This window comes from Streptomyces sp. NPDC002896 (assembly GCF_040295225.1).
Taxonomy (GTDB): Bacteria; Actinomycetota; Actinomycetes; order Streptomycetales; family Streptomycetaceae; genus Streptomyces.
This window is the reverse complement of sequence record NZ_JBEOVA010000003.1, coordinates 67,809-86,234: the sequence shown is the minus strand read 5'-3', so window position 1 is coordinate 86,234 and position 18,426 is coordinate 67,809. Positions and strand designations below refer to the sequence as shown.

Here is an 18,426-nt window from a genome sequence, read left to right as displayed (position 1 = left end):
CCGGTCCTCGATCGCCGGACGGGCTGAGATTCTCGGGACGGTGCTGAGATGACCGAGCACGACTGGGCCACCGTCCTCCTCGACCTCACCGGGGTCGAGGAGAAGGCGGAGTTCATGGACCGGTGCGCGCGGGCGCTGGAGCTGCCGGAGTGGTTCGGGCGGAACTGGGACGCGCTCGCCGACAGCCTCACCGACGTCACCGTATGGCCGTCCGCCGCCGAACGCGGCCTGCGGGTCGTCGTCACGGGCTGGCAGGGGTACGCCACGGCACGGCCGGGGGAGTGGGCCATCGCGCAGGAGGTCTTCGCGGAGGCCGTGGACCATATGCGGGAGCGGGGTCCGGCCCTCTCGGTGGTGCTGGCGCTCGGAGGATCCGACCAGCCCTCCACCGACATGACTGGATGATTGTCCCGCCCGCTGTGCAGCCCTCCCATGGGACAATGAAGTACGTGCTTCTTCCCCTCGGCTGACCTGCCCGGGGGCCACTCTGATCGACTGGGATGTGCAGCACGTGCGTTTCCTCAACGACATCCAGCCCCCGTACGACCTGACGTACGACGACGTCTTCATGGTGCCCAGCCGCTCCGCGGTCGGCTCGCGGCAGGACGTCGACCTCGCATCGCTGGACGGCTCGGGCACGACGATCCCACTGGTCGTCGCCAACATGACCGCGATCGCGGGCCGCCGGATGGCCGAGACCGTGGCCCGTCGCGGCGGACTCGTCGTCATCCCCCAGGACATCCCGATCGAGGTCGTCACCGAGGTCGTCTCCTGGGTCAAGCAGCGCCATCTCGTGCTGGACACCCCGATCGTGCTGGCCCCGCACCAGACCGTCGCCGACGCGCTGGCGCTGCTGCACAAGCGGGCGCACGACGCCGGTGTCGTGGTGGACGACGGCCACAAGCCCATCGGCGTGGTCACCGATGCCGACCTGAGCGGCGTCGACCGCTTCACGCAGCTCACCGAGGTCATGTCGAAGGACCTGTTCCTCCTCGACGCCGACATCGAGCCGCGCCAGGCCTTCACCACGCTGGACGGCGCCAACCGCCGCTACGCCCCTGCCGTGGACGGCGACGGCCGTCTCGCCGGCATCCTGACCCGCAAGGGCGCCCTCCGCGCGACCCTCTACAAGCCCGCCGTGGACACGCAGGGCAGGCTGCGCATCGCCGCCGCCGTCGGCATCAACGGCGATGTGGCGGGCAAGGCGAAGCAGCTGCTCGACGCGGGCGTCGACACACTCATCGTCGACACCGCGCACGGCCACCAGGAGTCGATGATCACCGCGCTCAAGGCCGTGCGGGCGCTCGACCCGCAGGTGCCGGTCGTCGCGGGCAACGTCGTCGCGGCCGAGGGCGTCAGGGACCTGATCGAGGCCGGTGCGGACATCGTCAAGGTGGGTGTGGGCCCGGGCGCCATGTGCACCACCCGCATGATGACCGGTGTCGGCCGCCCCCAGTTCTCCGCCGTTCTCGAGTGCGCCGCGGAGGCCAGGAAGTACGGCAAGCACGTGTGGGCCGACGGCGGTGTGCGGCACCCGCGCGACGTCGCGATGGCGCTGGCCGCCGGCGCGTCGAACGTGATGGTCGGCTCGTGGTTCGCGGGCACGTACGAGTCGCCCGGGGACCTGCAGCAGGACGCCGACGGGCGGCTCTACAAGGAGTCCTTCGGCATGGCGTCCGCGCGTGCCGTCCGCAACCGTACGAGCGAGGAGTCCGCGTACGACCGCGCCCGCAAGGCGCTCTTCGAGGAGGGCATCTCGACGTCCCGCATGTTCCTGGACCCGGTCCGCCCGGGCGTCGAGGACCTGATCGACTCGATCATCGCGGGCGTCCGCTCCTCCTGCACCTACGCGGGCGCGAACTCGCTCGAGGAGTTCGCCGAGAAGGCCATCGTCGGCATCCAGAGCGCCGCGGGCTACGCGGAGGGCAAGCCGCTGCACGCCAGCTGGAACTGAGCCGCGGCGCGCCCCGACGGCTCTCCACGGCGCATGCCGCGACGGCCCCACGGCCCGACCGTGGGGCCGTCGGCCCGTGTTCTACTTGAGCTCCTGTACGTACGGTCCCTCCGCTTCCGTCTCGCGACCGACCCGGCCGCCGGACCGACCTCTCCCGGAAAAGTGATCCACCCGCAGTGCTGAACGATCTCGACGAACGCATCGTGCACGCCCTCGCCGAGGACGCCCGCCGCTCCTACGCCGACATCGGGCAGCTGGTCGGTCTGTCCGCGCCCGCGGTGAAGCGGCGCGTGGACCGGCTGCGTGCCATCGGCGCCATCACCGGCTTCACGGTGCGCGTCGACCCGGCCGCCCTCGGCTGGGAGACCGAGGGGTTCGTCGAGCTCTACTGCCGGCGCAACACCTCGCCCGAGACCATCCAGCGCGGTCTCGAGCGCTATCAGGAGGTCGTGGCCGCCTCCACCGTCACGGGTGAGGCGGACGCCGTCGTGCAGGTGTTCGCCTCCGACATGCGGCACTTCGAGCGGGTCCTGGAAAGGATCGCGGGCGAGCCGTTCGTCGAGCGCACCAAGTCCGTGCTGGTGCTGTCGCCGCTGGTGCGCCGGTTCTCGTCGGGTTCGCCGGCGTAGGAGCCAGAGGCTCCGCAGGGCGCCGTCTGGGCCGGACGGGCGAGCCCGTCTAGCATCGGTCCCATGACCTGGCGACATTGATCCACCAGCCGTGCCTCCCGAGGGCCGCCTCGGACTCCGTACCTCCGGCGTCCGAAACGTCCCTGCGGGAAGGCCTCATGACTCTTTCACCTGCGCGTGTGTCCGGCACCGGTGTCCGGCGGCTGACGGCCACGCTGTACGGCTACGCGTTCCTCGACGACTTCGTCCTGCTCTACCCGGTGTACGCGCTGCTGTTCCACGACACCGGTCTGACGGTCTGGCAGATCTCCTCACTGTTCGCCCTGTGGTCGCTGACCGGTGTCCTGCTGGAGGTCCCCTCCGGTGCCTGGGCCGACGCCGTGTCGCGGCGCGTATTGCTGTGGCTCGGGCCGCTGCTCACCGCCGCCGGCTTCGCCCTGTGGGTGCTCACACCGTCGTACTGGGCGTTCGCCCTGGGCTTCATGCTCTGGGGCGCCAAGGGAGCGCTGAGCTCCGGCGCGCTGGAGGCGCTGGTGTACGAGGAACTCGACCGGCTCGGCGCGGCCGACCGGTACGCGCGCGTCATGGGCCGGGCCCGGGCGGCTGGGCTGGTGGCCGTGATGGCGGCGATGGGGCTGGCAGGGCCGGTGTTCGCGGCCGGCGGCTATCCCGCGGTGGGGCTCGCGAGCCTGCTGGCCTGTCTGCTGGCCGCGTTCGCCGCGTACCTGTTCCCGGAGCACCGGGCCCCGACAGCCTCGACCGCCGTGCACGAGGCCGCGGACGGCGAGTCCGCGGAGGGCGGGCCCGCGGACGGCGAGCCCGGCGACGGCTGGGTCCGGACCCTGCGGGCCGGTCTTGCCGAGGTCCGCGGCGACCGGTCCGTACGCGGTGCCTTGCTGCTCGTCCCAGCCGTCACCGCCGTGTGGGGCGCGCTCGACGAGTACACGCCGCTGCTCGTGCGCGACACCGGCGTATCCGAAGACGCAGTACCGCAGTTGCTGCTGCTGATCTATGCCGGGGCAACGGTCGGCGGTCTGCTGGCCGGCGTGGGACGGCGGCTGGGCACCGGCGGACTCGCCGGGCTGCTCGCCGGCTCCGCGCTGGTGCTGGCCGCGGGTGCGGTGGCGCGGACCCCGTCCGGCATCGCGCTGGTGGCCCTCGCCTTCGGCGGTTTCCAATTGGTGAGCGTCCTGGCCGACGCCCGGCTCCAGCAGCGCATCGAGGGGGCCGGCCGGGCCACCCTGACCTCGGTGGCCGGGGTGGGCACGGACCTGACCACGGTCGCCGTGTACGGCGCGTACGCGGTGATCGGATCGACGGCCGCGCACGGCACCGTCTTCGCGGTGTTCGCGGTGCCGTACCTGGTCACGGCGCTGCTGCTGGCGGCCCGAGCACGTCCGTGACCTGCGGCTCCTGCTAGCGCAACGAATCGCCGCCGGACCCGTGCACGACGCAACGATTCGTTCACCGGTGCGCAACGGCTCCTGCTTGTCCGGCCCGGTCCGCCGCCCGTACCGTCTATCCGGCCCCCCAATCCCCGTCCCACGGTGAGGAATCACGCATGCGCACCGCCCTGCTCCAGAGCTCCGGCCGGCCCGGTTCGGTCGTCGAGAACCTCAAGGTCCTCGACGAGGCCGCGGGCCGGGCGGCGGCCGCGGGAGCAGGGCTGCTGGTGGCGCCGGAGATGTTCCTGACCGGGTACGCGATCGGCGACGACATCGGCCGGCTCGCCGAGCCCGCCGACGGCGACTCCGCCGACGCGGTCGCGGAGGTCGCCGGACGGCACGGCCTCGCGATCGCCTACGGCTACCCCGAGCGGTCAGGGGACCAGGTCTTCAACTCCGCCCAGCTCATCGCCGCCGACGGAACGCGCCTGGCCGACTACCGCAAGACCCACCTCTTCGGCTGCTTCGAGCGCGACCATTTCACGCCGGGGGAGCAGCCGGTGGTGCAGGCGGAGCTGAACGGCCTCCGCGTCGGCCTGATGATCTGCTACGACGTGGAGTTCCCGGAGAACGTCCGTGCCCACGCGCTCGCGGGCACGGACCTGCTCGTGGTGCCGACGGCCCAGATGCACCCGTTCCAGTTCGTTGCCGAGTGCGTGGTCCCGGTGCGGGCCTTCGAGAACCAGATGTACGTCGCGTACGTCAACCGGGTCGGCCCGGAAGGGGAGTTCGACTTCGTCGGGCTCTCCACGCTGGCCGGGCCCGACGGGGTCGCCCGCACCCGCGCCGGACGCGGTGAGGAACTCGTCTTCGCCGACGCCGACCCCGCCTTCCTCGCGGCCTCACGCGAAGCCAACCCGTATCTGAAGGACCGGCGCCCCGGCCTCTACGGGTCCCTCGTCTGAGCGCCCAAGCCTTCCCCCGAGTTCTTTTCACGCAAGGAGTCCGTACCCCATGACGTCCACGGTGCCCAACGCCGTCCAGCACACCGACGGCGCGCAGCCGCCGATCACCATGTTCGGGCCGGACTTCCCGTACGCGTACGACGACTTCCTCGCGCACCCCGCGGGCCTGGGCCAGATACCGGCGACCGAGCACGGCACCGAGGTCGCCGTCGTCGGCGGCGGGCTGTCCGGCATCGTGGCGGCGTACGAGCTGATGAAAATGGGCCTCAAGCCCGTCGTCTACGAGGCCGACCGGATCGGCGGGCGGCTGCGGACCGTGGGCTTCGACGGCTGCGACCTCTCGCTCACCGCCGAGATGGGAGCCATGCGCTTCCCGCCGTCCTCGACGGCGCTGCAGCACTACATCGACCTGGTGGGCCTGGAGACCCAGCCCTTCCCGAACCCGCTGGCGGAGGCCACCCCGTCCACGGTCGTCGACCTCAAGGGCGAGTCGCACTACGCCGAGACCCTCGACGATCTGCCGCAGGTCTACCGTGACGTGGCGAACGCGTGGAACGCCTGTCTGGAGGAGGGCGCCGACTTCTCCGACATGAACCGGGCCCTGCGTGAGCGCGACGTCCCGCACATCCGTGAGATCTGGTCCCGGCTCGTCGAGAAGCTCGACAACCAGACCTTCTACGGCTTCCTCTGCGACTCGGAGGCCTTCAAGTCGTTCCGGCACCGCGAGATCTTCGGCCAGGTCGGCTTCGGCACCGGCGGCTGGGACACCGACTTCCCCAACTCCATCCTGGAGATCCTGCGCGTCGTCTACACCGAGGCCGACGACCACCACCGCGGCATCGTCGGCGGCAGCCAGCAGCTTCCGCTGCGGCTGTGGGAGCGCGAGCCCGAGAAGATCGTGCACTGGCCCTACGGCACCTCGCTGAAGTCCCTGCACGTCAACGGCGAGCCCCGTCCGGCCGTGACCCGGCTGCACCGCACCGCCGGCAACCGCATCACCGTCACGGACGCCTCCGGCGACATCCGCTCCTACCGAGCCGTGATCTTCACCGCCCAGTCCTGGATGCTCCTTTCCAAGATCGCGTGCGACGACGAGCTGTTCCCGATCGACCACTGGACGGCGATCGAGCGCACCCACTACATGGAGTCCAGCAAGCTCTTCGTGCCCGTCGACCGGCCCTTCTGGCTGGACAAGGACGAGGAGACCGGGCGGGACGTCATGTCGATGACGCTCACCGACCGTATGACGCGCGGGACGTACCTGCTCGACAACGGTCCCGACAAGCCCGCCGTGATCTGCCTCTCCTACACCTGGTGCGACGACAGCCTGAAGTGGCTGCCGCTGTCGGCGAACGAGCGTATGGAGGTCATGCTCAAGTCGCTCGGCGAGATCTATCCGAAGGTCGACATCAGGAAGCACATCATCGGCAACCCGGTGACCGTGTCCTGGGAGAACGAGCCGTACTTCATGGGCGCGTTCAAGGCCAACCTGCCCGGCCACTACCGCTACCAGCGGCGCCTGTTCACCCACTTCATGCAGGACCGCCTCCCCGAGGGCAAGCGCGGCATCTTCCTCGCCGGTGACGACATCTCCTGGACGGCGGGCTGGGCCGAGGGCGCCGTCCAGACCGCGCTCAACGCCGTGTGGGGCGTCATGCACCAGCTGGGCGGGGCGACCGATCCCACGAACCCCGGGCCGGGCGACGTGTACGACGAGATCGCGCCGGTCGAACTGCCGGAGGACTGACGGGCAGCAGGGGCGGGAACCGCGGAACCCGCGGAGCCTGTGGCATCTGTGGATCCCACCCCGGTCACCTGCCGGAGTGTCCCCAGCAGGGTCATCTGCCGGGCCCTCCTTGAACCGGGGTGTCCCGACAGGCCTGGCCCCGCGACTCAGACCCCGGCCGCCCGCGCCGCCTCGTACACCTCCGCCGCCACGTCCTTGAGCTCCTCCGCGTCCCGGGCGGAGCCACCGAGGTCGACGAAGATCTCGTCGAGACCGACCTCGGCGTGCGCCGCGAGATCCTCGACGATCTGCTCGACGTTGCCCTGGAAGGGCGCGCGGTCCTCGCCTTCGTACGCCTTGGCCGAGTACCGGGCGTTCACCCGGAGGGCGCTCTGAATCGGCTCCGTGCGGCCCTTCTCCACTGCCAGGTCCTGCACCTGACGCCACTGCTCGGCGAGCTGGCCGGCGCCCATGCCGACCGGCATCCAGCCGTCGGCGCGTTCCACGAGCCGGCGCAGCGCGCGCGGACTGTTCGCCGGGAGCAGGACCGGAATCGGCCGGGCCGGCTTGGGCCCCACCTCCGACGGCGCGATACGCGTCAGTGCTCCCTCGTACGACACGGGGTCCGGGCCCCAGACCGCGCGGCACACGTCGAGGAGTTCGTCGAGGACCTTGCCGCGCTGCTCGAACGGGGCCACCGACGCGGCCGCGTACTCGTCGCGTGACCAGCCCGTGCCGAGCCCGGCCACCACCCGACCGCCGCTCGCGGCGTCCAGCGTGGCGAGGGAGCGCGCCAGCTGGAAGGGCACGTGCAGCGGTGCGATCAGCACGCTGGTGCCCAGCCGCGCGCGCTCGGTGACGGCCGCGGCGAGCGTCAGCGTCACCAGGGGGTCGGCCACCGAGCGGTACTGGTCGGGCCAGGGCAGGCCCGGAATCCCGTAGAGGCCCTGCGTCGCGGGCTCGGGGAACAGGATCCGCTCGAACACCCACAGGCTCTCGTATCCGGTGTCCTCGGCGGCCTTCGCCACCGCGGGCACGTCGCGTCCGACGTCGTACTGCTTCATCTGCGGGAGTGCCAGTCCGAGTGGAATCGCCATGCCTGCGCTCCTTCGCATCGATGTCCGGCTGGTCAACGTACAGCGGACACACAGGAATTCCTGGCGTTGACGATCCGTCATGGCCGGATCTGTACGTACGTCACAGCCGGATCGGTGCGGTGGCGGCCCGCCGGGATACCCCGTCAGCTGGGCAGTGGAGTGAGCAGCATGCGGCCCACCAGCCCCACGCCCGCGTCGAGCCGCTGTGTGAACTCCTCGACGACTTCCGGGAGTCCGCGCAGTGCCCACAGCGCCCGGGCCGCCGCCCATGCGCCGTCCCGCGCGCGTTCCAGACTCCAGGAGCCGAGGAGATGCGTCAGCGGATCGGCGATCTGCAGAAGATCGGGGCCGGGCATCAGATCTTCGCGGATGCGCTCCTCCAGCGACACGAGGAGGTCGCCCACGCGGTCGAACTCGTCCTCCAGCTCGGCCGGTTCGCAGCCGAGCGTACGACAGGTGTCCACGACGGCGAGCGCCAGGTCGTGCCCGATGTGCGCATTGATGCCCGCGAGTGCAAACTGCATCGGACGTACTCCGGGATGGCGCCGGTACTCGAACAGTGGCCGCCAGCACGACGGTGGGCGGCGTTCTTCGGCCACCGACTCGACCGCCGCCAGATAGCGCTCGGCGAACCGAACGTCCAGCGTGGCGGCGGCACGCGGGTCCGGGAACCCACCTGAGTCGATGCGCCGGTCGACCTCCTCCGTGACGGCCAGGTAGACGCGGTTGAAGACCGCTACGCCGTCATGGGCCGGCCAGACCGCGCCGAACGCGCGCATCCGCGCCACCACCGCGTCGACCCCGTGCGGTGGCGAATGTGTGAACTGCTCCAACTGCGCCATGGGGGCAGGGTCCCAGCCATAGGCTGGCGCGGGTGTCGCCGGGCCGCGGGCTTCCCCAGAACGGGGGAACGCCACCGGCACCGGCAGACACGACCGACCACGGCGCAGGGGACCGCCGGACCAAGCCGTGGCGCAGGGGAGCGCCACGGAGAAGGGGGAACAGCACGTGTCAGGCCCACGCGCGCAGCGCCTGGCGGAACGCAGGAGGCGGCGCGGGCGCACCGGCCGCGGTGCCATGGCCACGGCGGCATCGGTCGTGGTCGCCGTCGGAACCGTCACGGGCTTGGTCAACGCCCTTGACCAGGGCGGCGGAACGGACGAGGCGCGGCCGAGGGTGACCACGTCACCGAGTCTGCAGCCGCTGCCCGCGGTGCCCAGCGCGTCCCCGTCCACCACCTCGGCCTCGCCGTCGCCCTCCAAGTCCTCGGCCAAGCCGTCGCCCAAGGCCAAGGCCACCACCAAGGCGCCGACGACGTCCGCTGCGGCCGCGCCCGCCGTGTCGACCCGGCTGTACCGGCACAACGACTCGCAGGTGCTCGAGTGGGTCCGGGCCAACCGCAGCGATCCGCGGCGCCCGCTCATCGAGTCCCGCATCGCCGACCAGCCTGCCGCGGTGTGGTTCGCCGACTACACGCCGGCGACGATCACTTCACGCGTGCGTGCCGTCACTTCGAGAGCCGCCGGGAGCGGACAGGTGCCCGTCGTCGTGCCGTACGCGATTCCGCAGCGCGACTGCGGGGGCGCGTCTCAGGGCGGGGCGCCCGACTTCGACGCGTACGACGCATGGATCGACAAGTTCGCCGCCGGGCTCGGCGCCGGCGAGGTCATCGTGATCCTGGAACCCGACTCTCTCGCGCAGATCGACTGCCTTTCGGCGGGTGACAAGGCAAGGCGGTACGCCTCGCTGGCGCGCGCGGGCCGCGTCCTCAAGGCGGCGGACTCGCGGGTCAGGGTCTACTACGACGCGGGCCACTCCGACTGGAACCCGGCCGCCACGCAGGCGGCCAGGCTGCGGCAGGCGGGCGCGGCGTCGGCCGCCTCGTCCGACGGCATCTTCACCAACGTCTCGAACTTCCACCGAACCACCCAGGAAGCGGCCTACGCCCGCCAGGTCCTGTCGGCGCTGGGCGGCCCCTCGAGCCTGGGCGCCGTCATCGACACCAGCCGGAACGGCAACGGCGCCCCGGCCGACGGCGAGTGGTGCGACCCGGCGGGCCGCAAGCTCGGCCAGGCGCCGACGTTACGCACCGGACAGGCCCGCATCGACGCCTACCTCTGGGTCAAACTCCCCGGGGAGTCCGACGGCTGTAAGGGCGCGCCGGGCACCTTCACCCCGGACTACGCCTACGACCTGGTGACGGGCGGCTGACCCTTCGACGCTTCATCGCCCGCCTCCTGACCAGCCGATTCCTGGCCGGTGGCTTCCTGCTCCGCGTCCTTGTCGTACGTGGAGGTGCCGGCGTCGAGCAGCGGCTCCTGCACCTTGAGGTGGGCGGGGGCCATGGCGCGCAGCGCGTGGTAGCCGGTGATCACGACGAGCGTGCCGAGGGCGATGCCGCTCAGCGAGAAGGTGTCGGTGAACTTCAGCGAGACGCCGCCGACGCCGATGATGATGCCCGCTGCCGCGGGGACGAGGTTCAGCGGATTGCGCAGATCCACCTTGGCGTTGATCCAGATCTGGGCGCCGAGCAGGCCGATCATGCCGTAGAGGATGACCGTGATGCCGCCGAGGACGCCGCCCGGGATGGCGGCCACGACCGCGCCGAACTTCGGGCAGAGACCGAAGAGGAGGGCGAAGCCCGCGGCGGCCCAGTACGCGGCCGTCGAGTAGACGCGCGTTGCGGCCATGACGCCGATGTTCTCGGAGTACGTGGTGTTGGGCGGGCCGCCGACCGCGGTGGAGAGTATCGACGCGGCGCCGTCGGCGGCGATCGCGGTGCCGAGCTTGTCGTCCAGCGGGTCGCCGGTCATCTCGCCGACGGCCTTGACGTGGCCCGCGTTCTCCGCGATCAGGGCGATCACGACGGGCAGCGCGACGAGGATCGCCGACCACTCGAAGCTCGGCGCGTGGAAGGACGGCAGCCCGATCCAGTCGGCCTTGCCGACGCCCGAGAGGTCCAGTCGCCAGTGGTCGACGGCCTCGGCGCCGCCGTTCACCGAGTGGATCTTGCCGAAGACGCGGTCGAACACCCACGAGATGCCGTATCCGAAGATCAGCCCCAGGAAGATCGCGATGCGCGACCAGAAACCGCGCAGGCAGACCACGGCCAAACCGGTGAACAGCATCACCAGCAGCGCCGTCCACTGGTCCTGCGGCCAGTACGTCGCGGCGGTCACCGGCGCCAGGTTGAAGCCGATCAGCATGACCACCGCGCCGGTGACGATCGGCGGCATGGTGGCGTGGATGATCCGCGCCCCGAACCGCTGCACCGCGAGACCGGCGAGGAACAGCACGATGCCGACCACGAAGACCGCACCCGTCACCACGGCGCTCGTACCGCCCTGCGCCCTGATCACCGCCGCCACGCCCACGAAGGACAGCGAACAGCCCAGGTAGCTGGGCACCCGGCCGCGCGTGGCCAGCAGGAAGATGACCGTCGCGACGCCCGACATCATGATCGCGAGGTTCGGGTCGAGACCCATCAGGACGGGCGCCACGAACGACGCGCCGAACATGGCGACCACGTGCTGGGCGCCGAGCCCGACCGTGCGCGGCCAGGACAGCCGCTCGTCGGGTCGGACGACGGCTCCGGGAGCGGGGGTCCGCCCGTCGCCGTGCAGCCTCCAGCGCACGCCGAGATCCATGGTGAGTTTTCGCTTTCTGTACGCCGAGACAAACAGTGCAATGCTAATGCGGCATGCGTAGTGCTTCTCCCCGCGGCGGGGGAGAGCCGTCTCAGCGCGCGGGGAGCGGGGACTCCCGCAGTGGCGGGGCGCCGTCTCCGCGAGGCGCCCGCCGGGTCCGGGTCCGCTCAGGGCCGCGGATCAGGTGCCGTCGTACTCGTCGGTGCACCTGCCCGCGTACTCTCCCTGCCTCCCGTACGCAGCACGCCCGCGAACGCGACCAGACCGAGCGCCAGCACCGTCACCAGCCCGAAGGACACCACGAGGCTGGTCGCCTGGGCGAGCGAACCGATCGCCGACGGCGCGATCAGGCCCGACGTGTACGTGATGGTGGCGACGCCCGCGATGGCCTGGCTGGGGCTGGGGCCGCTGCGCCCGGCCGCGGCGAAGGCCAGCGGTACGACGACCGCGATGCCGAGGCCCAGCAGCCCGAACCCGGCCATCGCCACCGCCGGATGCGAGGCCATGACGACCAGCAGACCGCCGAGCGTGGCCAGCACCCCGCCGACGCGCACGGTGCGTACCGCGCCGAACCGGTTCACCACCCCGTCGCCCGCGATCCGGGCGAGCGCCATGGTGAGCGTGAAGCCCGTGGTGGACGCGGCCGCCAGACCCGCCGACGTGTCGAGCACGTCGCGCAGATAGACCGCGGACCAGTCGAGGCTCGCGCCCTCCGCGAACACCGCGCAGAACCCCACCGCGCCGATCAGCAGCGCCGACTTCGGCGGCAGCGTGAACCGCGGCGGCGGCTCCTCGTCCTCCGCGGGCCGCAGATCCAGTACGCCCTGGCAGGCGATCAGCCCGACCGCCGTCAGGACCGCCGCGGCCAGCAGGTGGTGGACGCGGGCGTCGGATCCCAGGTGCGCGGCGAGCGTGCCCGCCGCGGAGCCGATCAGGGCGCCCGCGCTCCACATGCCGTGGAGCCCCGACATGATCGACTTGCCGAGCCGGTTCTCGATCTCGACGCCCAGCGCGTTCATCGCCACGTCGGCCATGCCCGCCGTGGCGCCGTACACGAAGAGGGCCACGCACAGCGTGAGCAGGTTGGGAGCGAGCGAGGGCAGCACGAGCGCGAGCGTCCAGAGCGTGAGCAGGGCGCGCAGGGCGGTACGGGCGCCGAAGCGGTGGCTCACCCAGCCGGCCACGGGCATCGCCACGGCCGCGCCGAACGCCGGGAAGGCGAGGGCCACACCGAGCTGGCCCGCGCTCACCGACGCATGGTCCTGGATCCACGGCACACGGGTCGCGAAGGAGCCCGTGACCGCGCCGTGCACGGCGAAGACGGCCGCCACTGCGTACCGGGCGCGACTCACTTCGCGCTTTTCGTAGAGCACTTCACTCATGCGGTCGTTCCTCCCCGGTTCCCGATTCCCCGTTTACCCGCTCGCGGCTCGATGCCTGGCGCGCGCAGTAAGCTAACAGAACTATCAGGGACCCTGCCTGATAATTAAGGGCAAGGGAAGCCCCGCGCACGGCGGCAAGGCAACAGTGATCTGGAAGGATCCCGGCATGCCCGCATCACCGAGCACCGCCCGGGCCATCAACGACCGGCTCGCGCTCCGCCTGCTGCAGCAGCAAGGCCCGCTCACGGCAGGTCAGTTGAAACAGTTGACCGGCCTGTCCAGGCCCACGGTCGCCGACCTCGTCGAGCGGCTGCAGAGCGCCGCGCTGATCACGGTGGTCGGCGAGGCGGGCGCGGAGCGCCGGGGGCCGAACGCACGGCTCTACGGCATCGTCGCCGACCGCGCGCATCTCGCGGCCCTCGACGTACGCACCGACGGACTCACCGTCGTCGTGGCCGACCTGCTCGGCACCGTGCTGGCCGAGGCGTCCGTACCGATCGGCGGGGATACCGGCACCGGGCCCGCCGTCGAGCAGGCCGTCGCCCTCGTCGAGCGCACCGCCAAGGAGGCCGGCGCGGAGCGGCTGCACAGCATCGGCGTCGGCGCGCCCGGCCTGATCGACCCGGCGACCGGCGAACTCCGCGACTCCTCCGGGCTGCCCGCCTGGCACCGCCGACTCGCCGGCGCCCTCCATGAACGGCTCGCGGCGCGCGTCCTCGTGGAGAACGAGACCAACCTCGCCGCCCTGGCCGAACAGCGCGACGGCGCCGCCGCCGACCGCGACACCTTCGTCCTGCTCTGGCTCGGCCATGGCGTCGGTGCCGCCGTCGTGCTCGACGGGGCCCTGCGCCGCGGCGCCTCGGGCGGCACCGGCGAGATCGGCTTCCTGCCGGTACCCGGCACGGCCGGTCTGCCGTCCGCGACCGCCTGCGACGGCGGTTTCCACTCGCTGGCCGGGGCGGCGGCCATCGCGGAACTGGCCTTGTCACATGGTCTGTTGACGCCCCAGGTGTCGCACGAGCCACCCGCCGCGGCACTTGTACGGCAGGCGGCCTCGGCGGCGGCGGGCGGCCGGGAGCATGCGTTCCTCGACGCTCTCGCCGACCGGCTCGCCATCGGCGTGGCCTCGGTGACGGCCGTCCTCGACCCCGGCTGCGTCGTCCTTGGCGGCGAGGTCGGGCACGGGGGCGGCGAAGTCCTGGCCGCCCGGGTCGCGGACCGGCTCGCCTCGATGTCGCCCCTGCCCACGGAGGTGCGGGCAAGCACGCTCGGCGGCGCGGCGGTGCTGCGGGGCGCCCTCCTCAAGGCCCGGGAGGCGGCCCAGGATGAGCTGTTCCCGGGGTGACCGTTGTGGGCAGACGTTCCGCATCACCGTTGTGGGCAGGCGTTCCGTAGGGCTAGGGCACCTCCCAGCGGTAGCTGGGGGAGGGTGGGCACAACCCACGACGGCGGGTTCCCTTGGGCCGTACGGCCGCCCCGCGTCGGGGTTGCCGACGGTGAGAGGCGTTGCCCGCCGTCGGGGTGCCGCTGTGCCCACCCGTGCCGCCCCAGCGGCACGACTGTCCATAGCGGCGCCGCTGTGAGCCAGTCCACAGCGAACCGATCGCATGAGCGACGATCAGCCGTGGCACACTGTCCGTGTACCAGAAGCAGCGCACTCCGGGGTCGGTGAAAGTCCGAACCGGCGGTTAAAGTCCGCGACCCGGCCGCATCCAGTGGCCGGTTGACCAGGTGAAATTCCTGGACCGACGGTTAAAGTCCGGATGGGAGGCAGTGCGCGGCGGGCGAACACATCCACGTGTACGCCGCCGACGGTCCGTCCACCGAGACGGCCGCGTCCGGCGATCCCGTGGAGTCACGCTCGTACATTCTGTCGTCATCGACAGCCCCGGAGTCCGTGCCCGAAGAGGCAGGAGGACCCGGTGGCCCCCACCGCAGCCGAAGCAGCAGCGATGCATCGCGCCATCGCGCTCGCCGCGCGCGGACTCGGCTCCACCAGCCCCAACCCCGTCGTGGGCTCCGTCATCCTCGACGCCTCGGGCGACATCGTCGGCGAGGGCTTCCACCAGCGGGCCGGCGGCCCGCACGCCGAGATCCACGCCCTGCGCGCGGCCGGTGACAGGGCCCGCGGTGGCACCGCCGTCGTCACCCTTGAACCCTGCAACCACACGGGCCGTACGGGCCCCTGCGCCCAGGCCCTCATCGACGCGGGGATCGCCCGCGTCGTCTACGCGGTCGGCGACCCCAACCCCTCGGCGACGGGCGGCGCGGAGACCCTGCGCCGCGCCGGCATCGACGTCGAAGGCGGCCTCCTCGCCGACGAGGCGGAGGCGGGCAACATCGCCTGGCTCACCTCCGTACGCCTCGGCCGCCCCCACGTCACCTGGAAGTACGCGGCCACGCTCGACGGCCGGATCGCCGCCGCCGACGGCACCAGCCGCTGGATCACCTCCGCGGAGTCCCGCGCCGACGTGCACCGGCTGCGCGCCGAGTGCGACGCGGTCGTCGTCGGCTCGGGGACCTCCCGCGCCGACGACCCGCACCTCGCGGTGCGCGGCATCGACGGGGTCGTACAGCCGCTGCGCGTCGTCCTCGACACCCACGCCACGATCCTGCCGACCGCCCGCGTCCTCGATGACGCGGCACCCACGCTGGTCGTCGTCGCCGAGGACGCCGACACGCGCCATCTGCCAGGCGTCGAACTGCTCCGGCTGCCCCTGCACGACGGGCGCCTCGGCGTGCACGACCTGCTCACGAACCTGCACCTGCGCGGCGTCCGGTCCGTGCTCCTCGAAGGCGGCCCGACGCTCGCCGGAGCCTTCGTCGCGGCGGGCGCCGTCGACCGGATCGTCGGCTACCTCGCGCCCGTACTTCTCGGCGAGGGCAGCGCGGCCCTCGCCGCCGCCGGAATCACCACCATCACCGACGCGTTGCGGCTCGACATGACCGAGACCGTGCGCATCGGGCCCGATCTGCGCATCACCGCCACCCTCGCAACGAAGGAGCACTGAACGTGTTCACCGGAATCGTCGAAGAGCTGGGAGAGGTCACCGCCGTCGAGAATCTCGGCGACGCCTCCCGCTTCCGGCTGCGCGGCCCCGTCGTCACCGAAGGCGCCAACCACGGCGACTCCATCGCCGTCAACGGCGTCTGTCTGACGGTCGTGGAGCACGAGGGCGACGCGTTCACCGCGGACGTGATGGCGGAGACGCTGAACCGGTCGAGCCTCGGCGCCCTCGCCGTCGGCTCCCGGGTCAACCTGGAGCGGCCCACCGCGGTCGGCGCGCGCCTCGGCGGGCACATCGTGCAGGGCCACGTCGACGGCACCGGGCAGATCCTCGAGCGCAAGCCCTCCGAGAACTGGGAGATCATCAAGATCTCGCTGCCCGCGGACCTCTCCCGGTACGTCGTCGAGAAGGGCTCCATCACCGTCGACGGCGTGAGCCTCACCGTCGTCGACGCCGGCCCCGACTACTTCACCATCAGCCTGATCCCCACCACGCTCGCCCTGACGACGCTCGGCATCAAGCAGCCCGGCGACCCGGTCAACCTCGAGGTGGACGTCATCGCCAAGTACGTCGAGCGGCTGCTGGCCGCCAAGGACACCACGGACGCCACGGACTCAGAGAACGGCGAGAACGCCGAGAGCAAGGAGCGCGCTCAGTGAACTGGCTGAACTCCGAGGCGTTCACCGTGCTCGGCCAGCACATCAAGTGGTCCGACATGATCGGCAACACGGTCGGCCTCATCGCCCTGGCGCTCGGCTGGCGCCGCTCCATATGGACCTGGCCCGCCCAACTCCTGTCCGGCGTCATCCTCCTCGCGGCCTTCGCCTCCGCCCACCTCTCGGGAAGCGCCGGCAAGCAGCTGGTCGTCATCGTGGTGGCCGTGTTCGGTTGGCTGCAGTGGAGCCGCGGCAAGCAGCAGGCGCAGGACGGCTCGATCGCCGTGCGGTTCGCCACCTGGCGTGAGCGCGGATATCTGGCCGGCGGCGCCGCGCTCGGCACCCTGGCGGTCGGCGGCCTCTTCACCGCCTTCCCTGCGCTGTCGTGGGACCCGTGGCCCGACGCGTACATCTTCGTCGGCACGATCGTCGCCATGTACGCCCAGGCGCGCGGCATGGTCGAGTTCTGGTTCGCCTGGCTGCTCGTCGACGTCGTGGGCGTCCCGCTCAACTTCGCCAACGGCTTCGCCTTCTCCGGCTTCGTCTACATCGTCTACGGCGCACTCGTCCTGTGGGGCATGCGCGACTGGTGGCTGCGCTCCCGTCAGGCCGGCCGGCCCATCCCGGAAGGAGCTCCGGCATGACATCGACTCTCTGGTACAGCACGGACAATGTCGAGGACTTCGCGCTCGACCCCGTCGAGAAGGCCATCGCCGACATCGCGGCAGGCCGCCCGGTCGTCGTCGTCGACGACGAGGACCGGGAGAACGAGGGCGACCTCGTGATCGCCGCCGAGAAGGCCACGCCCGAGATCGTCGCGTTCATGATGAGCGAGTGCCGCGGCCTGATCTGCGCCCCCATGGAGGGCGACGAGCTGGACCGCCTCGAGCTGCCGCAGATGGTCGAGCACAACACCGAGTCGATGCGGACGGCCTTCACGGTCTCCGTCGACGCGTCTGCCGCGCACGGGGTCTCGACCGGCATCTCTGCGGCGGACCGCGCCACCACCCTCCAGCTGCTGGCGGGCGGCGTGGCCGGCCCGGCCGACTTCGTGCGCCCCGGGCACATCTTCCCGCTGCGCGCCAAGCCGGGCGGCGTCCTCGTCCGCAACGGCCACACCGAGGCCGCCGTCGACCTCGCACGCCTCGCCGGACTGCGCCCCGCCGGAGCGATCGTCGAGATCGCCGGCGAGGACGGCACCATGCTGCGCCTGCCCGAACTGATCCCGTTCGCCCGCAAGCACGGCCTGTCGATCATCTCCATCGAGGACCTGATCGCCTACCGCCGCAGCTCCGAGCCGACGGTCCGCCGCGAGGCGGAGGTCCAGCTCCCCACCGCCTTCGGCGACTTCACGGCGTACGGCTACCGCTCCACGGTCGACGGAGTCGAGCACATCGCGCTCGTCCACGGCGACATCGGCGACGGCGAGGACGTCCTGGTCCGCGTCCACTCCGAGTGCCTCACGGGCGACGTCTTCCACTCGCTGCGCTGCGACTGCGGCCCCCAGCTTCAGTCCTCCATGCAGCGCATCACAGCCGAGGGCCGCGGTGTCGTGGTCTATCTGCGCGGGCACGAGGGCCGCGGCATCGGCCTGATGTCCAAGCTGCGCGCCTACGAGCTCCAGGAGCGCGGCAGCGACACGCTCGACGCCAACCTGGAACTCGGCCTCCCCGCGGACGCCCGCGACTACGGCGCAAGCGCGCAGATCCTCCAGGACCTCGGCGTACGGGGCCTGCGGCTGATGACCAACAACCCCGACAAGACCGACGCGCTCGTCCGCCACGGGCTCAAGGTCACCGGCCGCGAGCCGATGCCCGTCCAGGCCGGCGAGCACAACCTCCGCTATCTGCGCACCAAGCGCGACCGCATGGGCCACGACCTGCCCTGGCTCGACACCGCCACGGCGTCGTCGCCCTGCGGCAGCCAGTGATCCCGCACCACCCAGTCACACCCACATCGACACTTACGACACCTACG

Annotated in this window: 16 protein-coding genes and 1 riboswitch; of the genes, 12 read left to right on the top strand and 4 right to left on the bottom strand. The window is 71.5% G+C overall.

What is annotated here, in order from left to right:
• Positions 1 to 48: 48 nt before the first annotated feature.
• The 6 genes from ABT009_RS05060 to ABT009_RS05035 all read left to right on the top strand — a co-directional run bounded on the left by ABT009_RS05060 (position 49) and on the right by ABT009_RS05035 (position 6,680).
• Positions 49 to 405: a barstar family protein gene (locus tag ABT009_RS05060; RefSeq protein WP_351289692.1), complete on the top strand. Its 357-nt coding sequence runs from the start codon at positions 49 to 51 to the stop codon at positions 403 to 405.
• Positions 406 to 511: 106 nt separating this feature from the next.
• Entirely contained in the window at positions 512 to 1,954 is a 1,443-nt protein-coding gene (locus ABT009_RS05055; RefSeq protein WP_351290414.1) for a GuaB1 family IMP dehydrogenase-related protein, read from the top strand.
• A gap of 176 nt (positions 1,955 to 2,130) precedes the next feature.
• Positions 2,131 to 2,583 (top strand): Lrp/AsnC family transcriptional regulator, encoded by a 453-nt coding sequence (locus ABT009_RS05050; RefSeq protein WP_351289690.1) that lies wholly within the window; start codon positions 2,131 to 2,133, stop codon positions 2,581 to 2,583.
• A gap of 158 nt (positions 2,584 to 2,741) precedes the next feature.
• Positions 2,742 to 3,986 (top strand): MFS transporter, encoded by a 1,245-nt coding sequence (locus tag ABT009_RS05045; RefSeq protein ID WP_351289688.1) that lies wholly within the window; start codon positions 2,742 to 2,744, stop codon positions 3,984 to 3,986.
• A 158-nt stretch (positions 3,987 to 4,144) separates the two neighbouring features.
• On the top strand, positions 4,145 to 4,933 hold the full coding sequence (locus ABT009_RS05040; protein ID WP_351289686.1) for a carbon-nitrogen hydrolase family protein: 789 nt from the start codon (positions 4,145 to 4,147) through the stop codon (positions 4,931 to 4,933).
• 49 nt (positions 4,934 to 4,982) lie between these two features.
• Positions 4,983 to 6,680: a flavin monoamine oxidase family protein gene (locus ABT009_RS05035; RefSeq protein ID WP_351289684.1), complete on the top strand. Its 1,698-nt coding sequence runs from the start codon at positions 4,983 to 4,985 to the stop codon at positions 6,678 to 6,680.
• 146 nt (positions 6,681 to 6,826) lie between these two features.
• Here the strand turns inward: ABT009_RS05035 and ABT009_RS05030 are convergent, their stop codons facing one another.
• Both ABT009_RS05030 and ABT009_RS05025 read right to left on the bottom strand, forming a co-directional pair.
• Positions 6,827 to 7,756: an LLM class F420-dependent oxidoreductase gene (locus tag ABT009_RS05030; RefSeq protein ID WP_351289682.1), complete on the bottom strand. Its 930-nt coding sequence runs from the start codon at positions 7,754 to 7,756 to the stop codon at positions 6,827 to 6,829.
• A gap of 143 nt (positions 7,757 to 7,899) precedes the next feature.
• The gene (locus ABT009_RS05025) at positions 7,900 to 8,598 is read right to left on the bottom strand and encodes a DUF5995 family protein (protein ID WP_351289680.1); all 699 of its coding nucleotides are present in this window, start codon (positions 8,596 to 8,598) and stop codon (positions 7,900 to 7,902) included.
• A 235-nt stretch (positions 8,599 to 8,833) separates the two neighbouring features.
• On the opposite strand from ABT009_RS05025, the gene ABT009_RS05020 reads away from it, so the two are divergent.
• The gene (locus tag ABT009_RS05020) at positions 8,834 to 9,967 is read left to right on the top strand and encodes a glycoside hydrolase family 6 protein (protein ID WP_351290412.1); all 1,134 of its coding nucleotides are present in this window, start codon (positions 8,834 to 8,836) and stop codon (positions 9,965 to 9,967) included.
• Here the strand turns inward: ABT009_RS05020 and ABT009_RS05015 are convergent.
• The gene (locus ABT009_RS05015; protein ID WP_351289678.1) at positions 9,943 to 11,403 is read right to left on the bottom strand and encodes a uracil-xanthine permease family protein; all 1,461 of its coding nucleotides are present in this window, start codon (positions 11,401 to 11,403) and stop codon (positions 9,943 to 9,945) included. The genes ABT009_RS05020 and ABT009_RS05015 overlap by 25 nt on opposite strands.
• 167 nt (positions 11,404 to 11,570) lie before the next feature.
• Complete coding sequence (locus ABT009_RS05010; RefSeq protein ID WP_351289676.1) at positions 11,571 to 12,785, bottom strand: MFS transporter; 1,215 nt, start codon at positions 12,783 to 12,785, stop codon at positions 11,571 to 11,573.
• Positions 12,786 to 12,951: 166 nt separating this feature from the next.
• Between ABT009_RS05010 and ABT009_RS05005 the strand changes: the two genes are divergently transcribed.
• The 5 genes from ABT009_RS05005 to ABT009_RS04985 all read left to right on the top strand — a co-directional run bounded on the left by ABT009_RS05005 (position 12,952) and on the right by ABT009_RS04985 (position 18,379).
• Complete coding sequence (locus ABT009_RS05005; RefSeq protein WP_351289674.1) at positions 12,952 to 14,130, top strand: ROK family transcriptional regulator; 1,179 nt, start codon at positions 12,952 to 12,954, stop codon at positions 14,128 to 14,130.
• 305 nt (positions 14,131 to 14,435) lie between these two features.
• Positions 14,436 to 14,566: riboswitch (FMN riboswitch) on the top strand.
• A gap of 171 nt (positions 14,567 to 14,737) precedes the next feature.
• Entirely contained in the window at positions 14,738 to 15,796 is a 1,059-nt protein-coding gene (gene ribD / locus ABT009_RS05000; RefSeq protein WP_351290410.1) for a bifunctional diaminohydroxyphosphoribosylaminopyrimidine deaminase/5-amino-6-(5-phosphoribosylamino)uracil reductase RibD, read from the top strand.
• A gap of 2 nt (positions 15,797 to 15,798) precedes the next feature.
• On the top strand, positions 15,799 to 16,452 hold the full coding sequence (locus tag ABT009_RS04995; protein ID WP_351289672.1) for a riboflavin synthase: 654 nt from the start codon (positions 15,799 to 15,801) through the stop codon (positions 16,450 to 16,452).
• On the top strand, positions 16,449 to 17,093 hold the full coding sequence (locus tag ABT009_RS04990) for a nicotinamide mononucleotide transporter family protein (protein ID WP_351289670.1): 645 nt from the start codon (positions 16,449 to 16,451) through the stop codon (positions 17,091 to 17,093). Before ABT009_RS04995 ends, ABT009_RS04990 begins: the two co-directional genes overlap by 4 nt.
• Positions 17,090 to 18,379, top strand: coding sequence for a bifunctional 3,4-dihydroxy-2-butanone-4-phosphate synthase/GTP cyclohydrolase II (locus tag ABT009_RS04985; RefSeq protein ID WP_351289668.1), 1,290 nt, complete (start codon positions 17,090 to 17,092; stop codon positions 18,377 to 18,379). The genes ABT009_RS04990 and ABT009_RS04985 overlap by 4 nt, the downstream gene beginning before the upstream one ends.
• Positions 18,380 to 18,426 lie beyond the last annotated feature (47 nt).

Coding starts and splice junctions, on each gene's coding strand:
- ABT009_RS05060 (WP_351289692.1), top strand. CDS start 49: ATGACCGAGCACGACTGGGCCACCGTCCTCCTCGACCTCACCGGGGTC.
- ABT009_RS05010 (WP_351289676.1), bottom strand. CDS start 12,785: ATGAGTGAAGTGCTCTACGAAAAGCGCGAAGTGAGTCGCGCCCGGTAC.
- ABT009_RS05040 (WP_351289686.1), top strand. CDS start 4,145: ATGCGCACCGCCCTGCTCCAGAGCTCCGGCCGGCCCGGTTCGGTCGTC.
- ABT009_RS05025 (WP_351289680.1), bottom strand. CDS start 8,598: ATGGCGCAGTTGGAGCAGTTCACACATTCGCCACCGCACGGGGTCGAC.
- ABT009_RS05045 (WP_351289688.1), top strand. CDS start 2,742: ATGACTCTTTCACCTGCGCGTGTGTCCGGCACCGGTGTCCGGCGGCTG.
- ABT009_RS05020 (WP_351290412.1), top strand. CDS start 8,834: ATGGCCACGGCGGCATCGGTCGTGGTCGCCGTCGGAACCGTCACGGGC.
- ABT009_RS05030 (WP_351289682.1), bottom strand. CDS start 7,756: ATGGCGATTCCACTCGGACTGGCACTCCCGCAGATGAAGCAGTACGAC.
- ABT009_RS04985 (WP_351289668.1), top strand. CDS start 17,090: ATGACATCGACTCTCTGGTACAGCACGGACAATGTCGAGGACTTCGCG.
- ABT009_RS05035 (WP_351289684.1), top strand. CDS start 4,983: ATGACGTCCACGGTGCCCAACGCCGTCCAGCACACCGACGGCGCGCAG.
- ABT009_RS05015 (WP_351289678.1), bottom strand. CDS start 11,403: ATGGATCTCGGCGTGCGCTGGAGGCTGCACGGCGACGGGCGGACCCCC.
- ribD (WP_351290410.1), top strand. CDS start 14,738: ATGCATCGCGCCATCGCGCTCGCCGCGCGCGGACTCGGCTCCACCAGC.
- ABT009_RS05005 (WP_351289674.1), top strand. CDS start 12,952: ATGCCCGCATCACCGAGCACCGCCCGGGCCATCAACGACCGGCTCGCG.